This is a genomic window from Halobellus ruber, from assembly GCF_014212355.1.
Classification (GTDB): Archaea; Halobacteriota; Halobacteria; order Halobacteriales; family Haloferacaceae; genus Haloquadratum; species Haloquadratum rubrum.
Genome location: NZ_JACKXD010000004.1, coordinates 285,951 through 299,759, shown reverse-complemented (window position 1 = coordinate 299,759; position 13,809 = coordinate 285,951). Strand labels below are relative to the sequence as shown.

The following is a 13,809-nucleotide window of genomic DNA, read 5'->3' as shown; positions in this document are numbered from 1 at the left end:
GCCGGTTACGACCCGCCCGCGGCCGCGAACCGTCGAGTGAGTTCGTCGGCCACCCGCTCGGGGTGTTCGTGGTGGAGCCAGTGGGTGGCGTCTTCCCACAGCACGAGCCGGCCGTCGTCGCAGTACGCTGAGCTTTTCGCCGCCAGCGGCCGCCGGAGGAACGCATCCTCGGCGCCCCACAGCACGAGCGTCGACGGATCGACTCGGCGGCGCCGCGGCCGGGCGTTGGCCCTGAAGACCACCCGATACCAGTGTATCATCGACCGGAAGGCGTCGGGGACCGCCCACGCCCGGCGGTACCGCTCGAAGTCGGTCGCGTCGAACGCCTCCGGACGGCTCGTGTCCGCCATCGACGCCACCGCGCGCCGCCAGTCGTTTCGCCGGGCGAGGAACTCCGGAAGCCGCGGGAGCTGGAAGAACCCCCCGTACCAGCTCCGCAGAAGCTGCCGGGGGTCGGTGAGAACGGCACGCCGGGGGACCGCGGGGTGGGGAACGTTGAGCGCCGAGAGCGTCCGAACCCGCCCGGGGGTATGAAGCGCGAGCCACCGCCCGACGAGGGCGCCCCAGTCGTGGCCGACGACGTGGGCGTCGGCGGCGGCGACGGCGCCGAGCAGTCCCGACACGTCGCCGGCGAGCGCGTCCGGGTGGTACGCCGACACGGCCTCGGGCTTGTCGCTCCGGTTGTAGCCGCGTTGGTCGGGGGCGAAGACCCGATAGCCCGCGGCCGCGAGCGGTTCGACGATGTCGTGCCACGCGTACCAACACTCCGGGAACCCGTGGAGGAGCACCACCGGCTCGCCGTCGTCGGGGCCGGCGACGACCGTATGCAGGCGCACCTCGCCGACGTCGACGGACCGCGAGGTTCCGGGACAATCGGTTTCCGACGGCAGGAGGCCGGTCATCCGTCGGGGTCGGCCGCGACCCGCTCGCCGAGCGCCTCCTCGATCGACTCGCGGGTCCAGTCCCCGGCTGTCCCCGTGACCTCGGCGCGGATCCGCTCCTCCAGCAGGTTCACCGCGACGCTGTTTGCGCCCTCCGGGACGATGATGTCGGCGTGTTTCTTCGTGGGTTCGACGAACTGCTCGTGCATCGGCTTGACCGTCGAGAGGTACTGGTCGATCACGCCCTCGAGGTCGCGGCCGCGCTCGATCACGTCGCGCTCGATCCGCCGGAGGATCCGTACGTCGGCGTCGGTTTCGACGTACACCCGGAGGTCACACAGGTCCCGGATCGCGTCGTCGTAGAGCGCGAAGATCCCCTCGACGATGACGACGTCGGTTGGCTCGACCCGCGTCGTCTCGTCGGTCCGGTTGTGGATCTCGAAGTCGTAGTTCGGCATCTCGATCGGGGTGCCGTCGAGCAGCGACGACACCTGCTCGCGGACGAGTTCCCACTCGAAGGCCGAGGGGTGGTCGTAGTTGATCCCCTCGCGCTCCGCTACGGGGAGGTGGCTCAGGTCCTCGTAGTAGTTGTCCAGCGGGATCCGGGTGACCGAGTCGCCCGCACTCCGGGCGACCAACCGCGCGACGGTGGTCTTCCCCGCGCCGGTGCCGCCGGCGATCCCGATCACGAACGAGGGGGTCGTCATCTACTTCCCACACGATAGTCGGAACGCTTGATCCTGACGGTTCGAGCCGCACGAGCCGGGAGAACCCACATCCCTGACACGTACGATTATGCTTCCGGGAGGACGGGCGACTGGCTCGGGAACCGGGTTGTTCTCCGGGTGAGATCCCGATCATCGTTTATCCGAGTTCGGCGTTCCAACGGATACATTTATGGGGTGAAAACCCGATTTGACGGATATGGCACGTGATATCGTCCGTCGCGACTTCATAAAGCGCGTCGGTGCCGCGGGCGCGATCGGCGCATCGGGACTGGCTGGTTGTATCGGGAGCCCCGACGGCGGTGGGGGCGGCGGCGACGACGGTGGCGAGATGACCGAGACCGACTCCGGCGGGGGCGACGACGGTGGCGAGATGACCGAGACCGACTCCGGCGGCGGCGCCGAGGGCCCCGACGGCCTCGTCGTGATCGGTTATCCCGAGAGCGGGATCCAACTGTTCCGGGACTACTACAGCGCCTCCGACGGCAACGAGGAGATCCTGGTCTCCGACGGCCTCCGCGACCCGGCGATGCCCGGCCAGGTCGGCAACGACATGGCGAACGTCACCGGAACGGCGCCCGCCGCGGGCGGACCGAGCCAGGAGGCGTTCAACGAACTGTTCCAGGAGGAGTACGACGCCTCCCCCGGCGTGTTCACCGCCCAGTCGTACGACTCGGTGGCGATCCAGCTGCTCGCGAACGCCGCGGCCGGCGAGAACGACGGCACGGCGATCCGCGACCAGATGCGGAACGTCGCCAACCCCGGCGGGATGGAAGTCACCCCGGACAACCTCATCGCGGGGATCGAGGCCGCGGCGAACGGCGAGGACGTCAACTACCAGGGGGCGTCGTCGGTAACGAACTTCAACGAGGCCGGTGATCCCGCGTCCGCAGCGTACAACATCTGGGAGTTCAACGCCGACGATGGGAGCGTAGAGAACGTCGAGAAACAGAGCTTCGAGGGTGCCAACCCCGAGGGTGCCGGCCCCTCGGCCGACAGTATACCGGGCGGAACCGACCGCGAGATGTCGGTCGGAATCCTCCTGCCCGAGACGGGCGGACTGGCCTCCGTCGGCGGCCCGATGATCCAGGCCGCCCAGCTGCCGGCGATGCAGGTGAACGACGCCAACCCCGCCGGCCTCTCGGTGAACGCCCAACTCGAGGACACCCAGACATCGCCCAGCGCCGGGACCGCCGCCGCGGAATCGCTGGTGAGCGCGGGTGTGCCGAGCGTCTGTGGGTCGGCGTCGTCGGGTGTGAACGTCCCGGTCTCCCAGCAGGTGTTCATCCCCAACGAGATCGTCGGCTGCTCGCCCTCGTCGACCGCGCTGTCGGTGACGAACCTCGACGACAACGACTACATCTTCCGGACCGCACCGTCCGACCTCCTCCAGGGCCGCGTGATGGCGCAGGTGATGGCCAACCGACTCGGGGCCGACACCGTGTCGGTGCTCCACGTCAACAACGACTACGGCCAACAGCTCGCCGGGCGGTTCGTCGAGACCTTCGAAGGCGAGGTCTACCATCAGGTCGCGTTCAACAAGGGCGCGTCGTCGTACTCCTCAGTCATTAGCACGGCGCTGTCGCCGCCGGACAGCTGACGACCGTAGCGACACTGCGCTCCGGCTTCTCTCGGCAGACAAGACAATCGAGGCTGTCGGTCCGGTACGGACGTAGGTTTATGTACAATACCGGGGGCAAACCACGCGTGACGGAGGAATCGCCCCGCGTCGGGTTGCGGTCGCTCGGCACGTCGACGCGGGCCGAAGAGGGGGTCGGTCGATGGCTCCCGGGTCGGCCGACCCCGATCCGCGCGTGCCGACTGTTCGCCCCGAATCGACCTTTCCCCCGCGACCGATCAGCCGCCGAGGAAGTCCTGTCGGACCTGCTCGTCGTTCAGCAGCGCGTCGCCGTCGTCCATATACCGGTTACGGCCGTTCGCGAGGACGTATCCCCGGTCACAGCGCCGCAGAGCTTCCTTCGCGTTCTGTTCGACCATCAGCACGGCGGTTCCGTCGGCGTTGATCGCGTCGATGCGGTCGAACATCTCGTCGACGAGGTCGGGCGCGAGACCCGCGGAGGGCTCGTCGAGCAGGAGGAGCGCCGGTTCCAACATCAGCGCCCGACCCATCGCCAGCATCTGCTGTTGGCCGCCCGACATCGTGCCGGCCTTCTGTGACTCCCGTTCCTCGAGGATGGGGAACCGGTCGTAAACCGCCTCCAGGGCCTCGTCCGGAAACGTATCCAGGATGTACGCGCCCATCTCGAGGTTCTCCCGGACCGTGAGCGACCGAAAGATGTTGTTGTTCTGCGGGACGTACCCGATCCCCTCGCGGATTATCTCCTCCGGTCTGAGCCCGGTGATGTCCTCGTCGTCGAACGTCACCGTGCCGTCCATCAGGTTCGTGAGCCCGAACACGGACTTCATCACGGTCGATTTTCCGGCGCCGTTGGGGCCGACGATGGTGACGTACTCCTCGTCGCCGACATCGAGGTCGACGTCGGTCAGGATCTGGAGGTCGCCGTAGCCGGCGTCGAGCCCGCGGACTTCGAGCAGCGCCTCGCTCTCGCGGTCCGGGACCGTCTCCTGTGAGACCGCGGCGTGGCCCCCATCGGCCGCGTCGTCGGTGCTCATACGTTCCCTCCCAGATAGGCCTCGATGACTTCCTCGTCGGCCTGGATCTCGGCGGGGGTCCCCTCGGTCAGGACCCGGCCCTGGTGGAGCACGATGACGCGCTCGCAGTTCTCCATAATCAGGTCCATGTCGTGCTCCACGAGCAGGAAGGTGTAGCCCTGTTCGCGGAGTTCGTGGATGTGCTCTAAGAGCCGCTTCTCCAGGGAGGGGTTTACGCCCGCGAACGGTTCGTCCAACAGCAACATATCCGGGTCGGTGAGCAGCGCACGTGCGAGTTCGAGTAGCTTCCGCTGTCCGCCGGAGAGGTTCCCGGCGTACTCCTCGGCGAGGTGGTCGATGTCGAAAAACTCGAGCACCTCCCACACCCGATCGAGGAGGTCCGACTCCTGGTCGATCACGTCGCCGCGAACCCCTGGGACGACCGACCGCCACAGCGACTCCCCGCGCTGGCCCTTCGGCGCCAACATCATGTTCTCGAGGACGGTCATGTCCTGAAGTTCCCGGGCGATCTGGAACGTGCGCACCAGCCCGCGGTTCGCGATGGCGTGCGGTTTCAAGCCGGTGATGTCCTCGCCGTCGAACGTCACGGTGCCGGCGTCGGGTTCGAGCATCCCCGTGATGAGGTTGAACGCCGTCGACTTCCCGGCGCCGTTGGGGCCGATGAGGCCGGTGAGGGTCCCGCGTTCGACCCGGAAGGAGGCGTCGTCGACTGCAGTGATCCCACCGAAGTCCTTCCGGAGCCCCTCGACCTGGAGGGGGTACTCCTCGCCGATACCCGGCCCGCCGGAGCCGAGATTCAGGCCGTCTGAACCGGCGGCGTCGGGCGCAGTCGGGGGGGCTGCCGACTCGTCTTCCGCCCCCGCGGCGTCACTCATCGTCGCCACCTCCGCCGCCGTCGGTTGCGGCTTGACCCTCCCGGGCCCGCTGTGCCGTCAGCGGAATACCCGCGGCCGTCTCCTTGCGGTGGCCGAGCATCCCCTCCGGACGGTTGTGCATCAGCCAGATGAGCACGAGTCCCATAAACACCAACTGGAGCTGCCGGATGCTGTCGAGGGTATAGAGGAGCAGCGGCGCCGGATCAAGCTTCGCGATCAACGGTGCGACCGCCGGCCCGAACCCCGACGGCGCGGTGGCGTTCGGGAGGACGGCCTCGATGAGGTTCTTCAGCGTCCGCGGCCCCTGGTAGAGTAGGGCGGCGAAGACCGCGCCACCGAGAATGCTCCCGGTGTTCGACCCCGCGCCGCCGATGATCAGCGCGATCCAGACGAAGAACGTGATCCGGGGACGGAAGGTGTTCGGGGTGACGGCGCCGCTCCGCATAAACCAGAGGACTCCCGCGAGCCCCATCAGTCCGCAGCCGAGCATAAACGCCTTGATCTTGAACCGGTTCGTGTTCTTGCCAAGCGAGTTCGCGACGTCCTCGTCCTCCCGGATCGCCTTGAGCACGCGGCCGAACGGCGACTCCCCGGTGCGTTTCAGCAGCCAGTAGTACGCCGCGACGAACGTCAGAAGGACCACGCCGTAGACCAGGCCGTCGATGATCGGTTTCGGGTTGTTGGGGATGAAGAGTTTGAACGCGTCGACGAACCCGAGGTAGGCGTCCCAGAGCCCGACGAACGACAAAAACACCTCAAGCGGGTCAGTGTAATCCAGGATAAGCCCTCCTCCGCCGCCGAACCCCACGCGTCTACCGAACAGGCGGAACTGCTGGAACTCCCCCGAGAGGAAGGAAAACCGGACGATCTCCGACATCGCGATGGTCACGATCGCGAGGTAGTCGGCCCGGAGCCGCAACGCGGGGAGCGCGACTACCAGTCCCAGAAGCGCGGCGGCAACCGTCCCGGCGATCATCCCAACGACGATGGGGAGTCCCAGTCCACCGACCTGTGCCGCACCGCCCGCCTCGTATAGCGGCTTCGAAACCAGCCCCATTACGTAGATCCCGACCGCCATAAATCCGACAATACCGATGTTAAACAGCCCGGTGTACCCCCAATGGAGGTTCAAAGCGAGCGACAGCATCGCGAAGACGCCGATGAAGAACGTCAACGTCGCAATAGTGTTGAGTTGTCCGCGCAGGGTGAAGCCGAGACCGACGCCGGCGAGTACGTACGCGGCGTACGTCACGAGCAGGACCGCCACGATGAGCCCCGCATCGCCGCCGGGGATCCGATCCGCAATGTCGTTGTGGACGCTCATGCTGTCGACCTCCCGGAGAAGATCCCTTCCGGCTTCACCAGCAGGATGACGATCATCACGAAGAACGCCGCCGCCCGGGAGAACGCCGAGGGGATCCAGATGACCGACATCGACGCGGTCAGCCCGATCGCGAGCCCGCCGACGATGGCGCCGTAGATCGAGCCGATCCCGCCGAGGATGACCGCAGCGAAGATGAGGAGAAGGAGGAGCCACCCGTCGTTGAACCCGAGCGTCCCCTTCCAGAGCACGAACATATACCCCGCGACGCCGGTGAGCCCGCCGCCGATAACCCAGACCGCCCGGACCACCTGTTCGGTCGGGATGCCGGTGATCTGTGCGAGGTCCTCGTTGTCGGCCATTGCGCGCATCGCCTTCCCGAGCTTGGTGAGCTGCAGCAGGAGGTGGACGCCGAGCATCAGCCCGCCGGCCACGACTGCCAGCGCGATATCGTGGGCGTTGATCCGGACGAAGCCGTCGACGAAGTACAGCGAAACCGACGGGGGCTGGTCGGTGGTCCCGCGCACGCTCGAACTGAACACGAACTGGATGATGTACCGGAGTGCGAACGCAACCCCGACGCTGGTGATGAGAAGCGTGATCCCGCTCTCGTCGCGGATGGGTTTGAACACCGTGCGGTCGACGAAAAGCGTGAGCGCGACGGTGGATAGCCCGGCCACTACTGCCCCGGCGACGACCGCCAACGGCGTGCCGGTGACGCCGATGCCGAGTGTCCCGCCGAATACCGACCCGCTGGCGCCGACCAGGAGGAGAGCGCCGACATCAGCCCGACCGAACCCGGCGATCAGGTAGCTGGTCGCCCACCCGGAGAACGCTCCGGCGGTGATGTAGTCGCCGTGGGCGAAGTTCGCGAAGTTCAGAATGCTGTACGTCATCGACAGCCCGATGCCCGCGAGCCCGATCACCAGCCCGCGCATCAGCCCGTCCCACATAAGCGACCCGACGCCGCTGAACGAGTTGTCGCCGGTGGCCAGCCCGACGCCCAAGTCGAACAGCAGGACAGCCACGACGAGCCCCAGGAGGACGGATCCCGGGCGCGCGACCGCAACCTGCCGCCCGCGAGTGTATGTTTCGGCGATCCCCATTGATAACTATCCTCAGGATGACTGCGGTCGTGAGACGATGTTAAGTCTTTCCTCCTGCGGGCGACGGGGTTTCGACCGGAATCCCGCGGGTGTCAGTCGGGACGGCCGCCGTCCCCGGCGACGGCGCTCCGCCCCGGAGGCGATCCCCCGGCGTCGGGTCGGGTGTGATCTCCTCCGGTCTCGAACGCCGAGACGACGGCTTCGAGCCGGTCGGCGACCGTCGAAAGCGACGCGACGGTGTCGCCGACCGTCGAGACCGAGGCGGCTTGCTGTTCGGCGGCCGCGGAGGCGGAGCCGGCCTTCTCGGCGGTGGTCCGGCTGATCGCCTCGACCTCCTCGACCATCGACACCGCCTCCTCGGCGCTGGCGGCCTGATCGTCGGTCGCGTCGCTGATCTCCCGGATCCCGCTGTCGGTCCGCTGGCTGTTCTCGGAGACGCGCTCGAACAGTTCGACCACGTTCTCGACGGCGTCGACCGACTCGGCGACGTGATCCCGGGCGGTGCGGACCTCCGCGACGGTGGTTGCGGTCTGCGCTTGGACCTCGTTGATGAGCCCCTCGATCTCCTCGGCGGAGTCGCCCGTTTCGGCGGCGAGTCGCTTGACCTCCTCGGCGACGACCGCGAAGCCGTCGCCGCCGCCACCACTTCCGGCCCGTGCGGCCTCGATGTTGGCGTTCAACGCGAGCATGTTCGTCTGCTCGGCGATGTCGCCGATGAGACCGACGATCTCGCCGATCTCGGCCATCCGGTCCTCCAAGGCCTCGACGTTGTCGACGGTGGAATCGATCACGGCCGCCACCTCGCGGACGTCGTCGATGGCGTCGCGGGCGGTCGTCGCCCCGGTCTCTGCGGCCTCGGCGGTTTCGGTCGCCGTCTCGGCGACCGTCTGTGCCGACGACGCCACCTCCTCGACGGTCGCCGAGAGGTCGTTCATCTCTCCGGACACCTCCGCGAGCATCTCCCGCTGGTCGTCGGCGTCGCCGGCGATCCCCCGAACCGACGCGCTGACCTCCGCGCTGGCCTCCTCGATCTCCGCGGCCCCGGTCTCGGCGTCCGCCGTCGCGGCGGCGACCTCCCCGGCGAACCCGCGGATCTCCTCGACTGCGGCCTCGATGTCGTCCATCATCCCGTTGAACGCCGTCGCGATCTCCGCCATCGACTCGGTTTCGGAATCGACGGGGAGCCGCTGTGTGAGGTCGCCGTCGGCGGCCGCCCGCATCGTCTCGCCGAACGCGATCGCCTGCTCGTCGAGGTGGGCGTGGAGCTCCCGGGCCCGCTCACGCTCGGCCTCGGCGTTTTCGCGTTCGGACTCCGCCCGCTCGATCGTCTCGCCCAGCGACCGTGCGGTCTCCTCGAGGGCGTCGTAGGTCTCCCCGATCTCGTCGATCCGGTCGGCGTCGAAGGAGACGTCGAACTGGCCGTCGTCGACTCGCTTGATCCGGGTGTTGATCTCCCGGAGCGCCCGGTACATCTCACAGTAGCCCAGAAAGCCCGTCGCGGTCACGACGGCGGCGATGAAAAGCGCCGCCGCGAGCACGTCGTCGAACGCGACGACCGCGATTCCGGGGGCGACGACGATCGAGACGAACGCCAGCAGGAACACCCGGAGCCCGAAGTTTCGGCGAACGATCGCCGGAATGTACGGTTCGATCGCCATCGGGACCGCCCCGACGGCGACGAGCACCTCGCCGAAGACCCCGACGTTCCCCGTCGGGTCGATCTCCCGGTCGGACGCCGCAGCGGGTGTGGACATAGGAGTGTCTGTTTCGGGCGTGGTCGACGGATCCGAATAATAGCTCCCCTCGGAGTATCAGCGCTGAAAACGGGGCCGGCCTTCGGGCCCCGTCGTATCGAGGCCGGGGAGGTCGTTCCCGCTCAGTCCGCGCCGAACCCGGCAGAGCCGCCCCGGGCCTGGACGTCGTACAGCGCGGCGCCGACGAGCGCTGCCGCGAGTGCGAGGCCGACGCCCGCCGGACCGACCGCCCGGAGCCCGGGAACCCCCGCGACGGCGGCGAGGAGCGCTCCACCCCCGAGGACCCCGAGGCCGACGTAGTAGCTTGGCGGAACCCCGCCGCCGTCGGCGTCGACGTTCAGGTACGCCTCGAGGGCGCCGGCGTTGGCCGCCAGTTCGACCGTCTTCCCGTCGGGGTCGTAGTCGGCGATCCCGAGTTCGTCGAGTTTCGGGAGGTGGGTCTGGTGAAGGGAGACGTAGACGCTCTGTCGGACGTTCCGCGGCGGCGGCGACTCCCCGGCCTCGATCCCGCCGATGTGTTCGGCCAGCCCCGAGACCGTCTCGGCGTCCCCGGTCGCCCGGAGCCGTTTCAGGACGAGGCGACGCCGGTCGTTCCGGAGCACGTCGTGGATCTCCGAGGTCGACAGTTCGTCGGCCACGTCGGATCCCGCCGCCCCCACGTCTGTCATCTCGTCTTCCCTTGAGGACCGACCTACATGAATGTATCCGACTCGGACACCTTCGGGCCGCGACGGTCGACTCGGACGCGGACAACGACCGAAACGGGCGGAGAACGCGTGTGACGACGGCCCTGCCGTCACTCGGGCCGGGGGCGCGCCACGAACAGGGTCTGGACGAGACTGTACGGGTCGTAGACCGACTGGTGACACTGACAGTACACGTCGTTTTCGGCGCCGAACTTGGCCGAGCCCTCGTTTTTGAACTGCGGGACGCAACAGAAGTGCGTGCACTTGTTGAGCCACGCGATGAATCCGTCCTGCGTCGAGGCTTCGATCCACGGGTCCTGCTGGGCCAGTTCCATCACTCGGTCGGATTTGATGACCTGGATCGGGATGATGTCCTCGGCGTCTTCCGAACGCCACCGGCCGGTGGCACCCTTGCCGACTGCCTCGCCCATACCGCCGGTCCACGTCTGATAGTTGGAGAAGTCGTCGACGTGGAGGCGGTCGCCCTCGGAGTACGTCTCACTCTGCCACTCGTAGCCGGGGTTCGAGCCGACTCTGAAGTAGTTCTCGGAGTCGTAGTCGGGTTCGAGCCCGGCGTAGGACTCGACGCCGCAGTACTGGAACCACTCCGAGGTGTAGGTCACACCCGAGCCTTTGAAGTTCTCCGTCTCGGCGATCTGAATCGAGATCCCGCCCTGTTTCTCGGTTTTGACCTCGGGCCAGACGCCCTTGAGGTACCCCTCATCGTCGATTGCGACGGGGATCTGCGGCATTCCCCGGGGGGCCGGGCCGTCCGTGTTCTCGATGGCGTACGCCTGGGTCGCCCCGCCACCGGCGCCGCTGGCCTGCGTCGCGGAGTTGATCGCGGCCGCGCCCGTCGCGCCGACACCCGCGAGCGCCGCGCCGCCGACGACGCCCTTGACGAACCGGCGGCGACCCGACTCCGCCGGGTACTTGTCGCTCTCGCTCATGCCCGAACCTTCGGGCCGCCGGTAAAAAGGATGACGACCTGGCCGTCAGCCGGGGGTCCCGAACCGGCGTCACCGTCGGGACCGGCACGGGGAAGCCGAAACCGCCGCTCTCGGTAGTTTTTACACGGGCCACAGTATACGGCCCCGTATGGAACTCCACGGCAGGGACGTCAACCAGGACGTCCGGGAACTCGGCGCCCTTCTCGGCGACGTGTTGGCCGAGCAGACGTCGGAAGGATCGTTCGAGACGGTCGAGGACATCCGGAACGCAGCGATCTCCTACCGGGAAGGGGAACACGACTCCCGGGGGGAACTGGACCGACGGCTCGAAGGGCTCTCGCCCGACGGCGAGAGCATCGTCGCGCGGGCATTCACCACGTACTTCGAGCTGATAAACCTCGCCGAGGAGCGCGAACGCGCCCGGGTCGTCCGGGAGAGTTCCCAGGGCGGGGACCTGGAGGACGGGCTGGTCGCCACCGTCGAGACGCTCGTCGAGGCCGACGCCGACCCCGAGACCGTCCAGCAGGTGCTCGACGACGTCCTCATCGAGCCGACGTTCACCGCCCACCCCACCGAGGCCCGCCGGAAGACGGTGAAGGCGAAGCTCCGCTCGATCGCGAACCGCTTAGAGGAGCTCGACGAACGCCGGCTCACCGACCGCGAACACGACCAACTGTGGCGGAAGGTCGACGCCGAGGTAACCAGCCTCTGGCAGACCTCCCAGGTCCGCGAGCGCCGCCCGGAGCCGCAGGACGAGGCCCGGAACGTCCAGTGGTACCTCGAATCCATCCTGTTCGACGTCGTCGGCGAGGTCTACGCCGAACTCGAGGACCTGCTGGCCGACGAGTACCCCGAGGTCGACGTCCCGAAGCTCTACGAGTTCCGGTCGTGGGCGGGGTCGGACCGCGACGGCAACCCCTTCGTAACCCCGGAGGTCACCACCGACACCCTGGAACGGCAGCGGGCAGTCGTCTTAGAGAAGTACCGCCAGGCGCTGAAGCGGCTCTCGGGCTTCCTGAGCCAGGACGGCCGCCGGGTCGACGTCGGTCACGAACTCGAACGGTCGCTGAAGGCCGACGCGTCGCGGCTCCCCACCATCGCGGACGAGGCCGAGGAGCGGTACCCCGGCGAGCCGTACCGGCAGAAACTGAAGCTGATGCGCGAGCGGCTCCGCCGGATCGAGGACGTCCGGCCGGGCGGCTACGCCGAAAAGGAGGAGCTGCTCTCGGATCTCGACACGATCGACGGGAGCCTCCGGTCGGCGGGCGCGGGCGTTGTCGCCGACGAGTACGTCGAGCCGCTGATCCGACAGGTCGACACGTTCGGGTTCACGCTGGCGAGCCTCGACCTCCGCGACCACCAGGAGAACCACACCGAGGCGGTCCACGAGGCGCTCGCCGAGGCGGGGATCGACTACTACGGGCTCGACGAGGAGGGCCGAACGGAGGTCCTCACCGAGGCGATCCTCCAGGACGAGCCGGTGATCGACCTCGAAAACCCCGGCGACGTCTCGGACCTCGCCGAGCGGGTGCTCCGGCGGTTCGGGATGTTGGGGGAGTGGCAAAGCGAGTTCGGCGTCGGCGCCATCGACACCTACTGCATCTCGATGACCGAAGAGCCCAGCCACGTGCTCGAGGTGCTGTTCCTCGCCGACCAGGCCGGCGCGGTCGCGCTGCCGGACCACTGCGGCATCGACGTGGTCCCGCTTCTCGAAACCGAGTCGGCGCTCAACGGCGCCCGCCGGATCATGGGCACGCTGTTCGAGAACGAGGCCTACCAGCAGGCGATGGCCGCCCGCGACAACGTCCAGGAGATCATGCTGGGCTACTCCGACTCCAACAAGGAGAACGGCTTTCTCGCCGCGAACTGGGACCTCTACAAGAACCAGCGCCGGCTGGCGAACATCTGCCGGGACTTCGACGTGAAGATGCGGCTGTTCCACGGCCGCGGCGGGTCGATCTCCCGGGGCGGCGGCCCGATGAACGAGGCGATGCTCGCGCTGCCGAACGAGACGGTCTCGGGGCAGATCAAGTTCACCGAGCAGGGCGAGGCGATCGCCGAGAAGTACGCGAACCCGCAGATCGCCGAGCGGAACCTCGAACAGATGCTGAACGCCCAGATCCGCGCACGGCTGCGGGCGATCCGCGAGCCCGAAGAGGAGGTTCGCGAGGAGTGGGTCGACGCGATGGACACGATGGCGCCTGCCGCCCGTGAGGCCTACCGCGGCCTGCTGGAGTCGGAGGGGTTCGTGGCGTACTTCGGGCAGGCCACCCCCATCGGCGTGATCGAGAACCTCAACCTGGGGTCGCGGCCGGCGTCGCGGTCGGGCGAGCGAACCGTCGAGGACCTCCGGGCGATCCCGTGGGTGTTCTCCTGGACCCAATCGCGGTGTATCATCACCGGGTGGTACGCGCTGGGGACCGGCATTCAGGCATACCTCGACGACGGGGGCGACATCGAGACGCTGCGCGAGATGTACGACGAGTGGCCGTTCTTCCGGACCACCCTCGACAACGCTTCCCTCGCGTTGGCCCGGACGGACTTCGAGATCGCGAGCCACTACGCGGACCTCGCGGACCCGGAGCTCAGAGAGCGGTTCTTCCCGGAGCTCAAAACCGAGTACGAGCGCGCCCGCGACGTCGTCCTCGACATCTCCGACCGGGAGTCGCTGCTCAAACGCGAGTGGCTCGACGAGAGCCTCCGCCGACGGAACCCCTACGTCGACCCCCTGAACCTGCTGCAGACGAAGCTCCTGGCGCAGTCCCACCGGACCGACGAGGAGGAACAGACCCTCCGGCTGACGGTGAAGGGGATCGCCGCCGGGATGAAGAACACCGGGTAGCGGGGACGCCAGTTCGGCGGCCGGCGTGTCGCGGA

Annotated in this window: 11 protein-coding genes; 2 read left to right on the top strand and 9 right to left on the bottom strand. The window is 67.8% G+C overall.

The genetic code is table 11. The features are described from left to right. Positions 1-5 precede the first annotated feature (5 nt). Positions 6-902 carry an alpha/beta fold hydrolase gene (locus H5V44_RS12965; protein WP_185193554.1) on the bottom strand — a complete coding sequence of 299 codons (897 nt, stop codon included), beginning with the start codon at positions 900-902 and terminating at the stop codon, positions 6-8. Beyond that, positions 899-1,588 carry a uridine kinase gene (gene udk, locus H5V44_RS12960; protein WP_185193553.1) on the bottom strand — a complete coding sequence of 230 codons (690 nt, stop codon included), beginning with the start codon at positions 1,586-1,588 and terminating at the stop codon, positions 899-901. The genes H5V44_RS12965 and udk overlap by 4 nt, the downstream gene beginning before the upstream one ends. 217 nt (positions 1,589-1,805) lie before the next feature. Here udk and H5V44_RS12955 point away from each other — a divergent pair, with 217 nt between their 5' ends. Then, positions 1,806-3,206, top strand: a complete 1,401-nt coding sequence (locus tag H5V44_RS12955) for an ABC transporter substrate-binding protein (RefSeq protein ID WP_185193552.1) — start codon at positions 1,806-1,808, stop codon at positions 3,204-3,206. A 257-nt stretch (positions 3,207-3,463) separates the two neighbouring features. Here H5V44_RS12955 and H5V44_RS12950 read toward each other — a convergent pair whose 3' ends face one another. The 7 genes from H5V44_RS12950 to H5V44_RS12920 all read right to left on the bottom strand — a co-directional run bounded on the left by H5V44_RS12950 (position 3,464) and on the right by H5V44_RS12920 (position 10,932). Continuing rightward, a complete protein-coding gene (locus H5V44_RS12950) occupies positions 3,464-4,240 on the bottom strand; it encodes an ABC transporter ATP-binding protein (RefSeq protein WP_185193551.1) in 777 nt (258 codons plus the stop codon). Beyond that, entirely contained in the window at positions 4,237-5,115 is an 879-nt protein-coding gene (locus H5V44_RS12945; RefSeq protein WP_185193550.1) for an ABC transporter ATP-binding protein, read from the bottom strand. The genes H5V44_RS12950 and H5V44_RS12945 overlap by 4 nt, the downstream gene beginning before the upstream one ends. Then, on the bottom strand, positions 5,108-6,439 hold the full coding sequence (locus H5V44_RS12940) for a branched-chain amino acid ABC transporter permease (protein WP_185193549.1): 1,332 nt from the start codon (positions 6,437-6,439) through the stop codon (positions 5,108-5,110). The genes H5V44_RS12945 and H5V44_RS12940 overlap by 8 nt, the downstream gene beginning before the upstream one ends. Beyond that, positions 6,436-7,374, bottom strand: coding sequence for a branched-chain amino acid ABC transporter permease (locus H5V44_RS12935; RefSeq protein ID WP_246403989.1), 939 nt, complete (start codon positions 7,372-7,374; stop codon positions 6,436-6,438). Before H5V44_RS12935 ends, H5V44_RS12940 begins: the two co-directional genes overlap by 4 nt. Positions 7,375-7,634: 260 nt before the next feature. Continuing rightward, positions 7,635-9,296 (bottom strand): methyl-accepting chemotaxis protein, encoded by a 1,662-nt coding sequence (locus H5V44_RS12930; RefSeq protein ID WP_185193547.1) that lies wholly within the window; start codon positions 9,294-9,296, stop codon positions 7,635-7,637. 122 nt (positions 9,297-9,418) lie between these two features. Further along, complete coding sequence (locus tag H5V44_RS12925) at positions 9,419-9,964, bottom strand: DUF7344 domain-containing protein (RefSeq protein ID WP_185193546.1); 546 nt, start codon at positions 9,962-9,964, stop codon at positions 9,419-9,421. A 128-nt stretch (positions 9,965-10,092) separates the two neighbouring features. Then, a complete protein-coding gene (locus H5V44_RS12920) occupies positions 10,093-10,932 on the bottom strand; it encodes a ubiquinol-cytochrome c reductase iron-sulfur subunit (RefSeq protein WP_185193545.1) in 840 nt (279 codons plus the stop codon). 148 nt (positions 10,933-11,080) lie between these two features. On the opposite strand from H5V44_RS12920, the gene ppc reads away from it, so the two are divergent. Further along, positions 11,081-13,774: a phosphoenolpyruvate carboxylase gene (gene ppc / locus H5V44_RS12915; RefSeq protein ID WP_185193544.1), complete on the top strand. Its 2,694-nt coding sequence runs from the start codon at positions 11,081-11,083 to the stop codon at positions 13,772-13,774. The last annotated feature ends 35 nt before the right edge of the window (positions 13,775-13,809 follow it).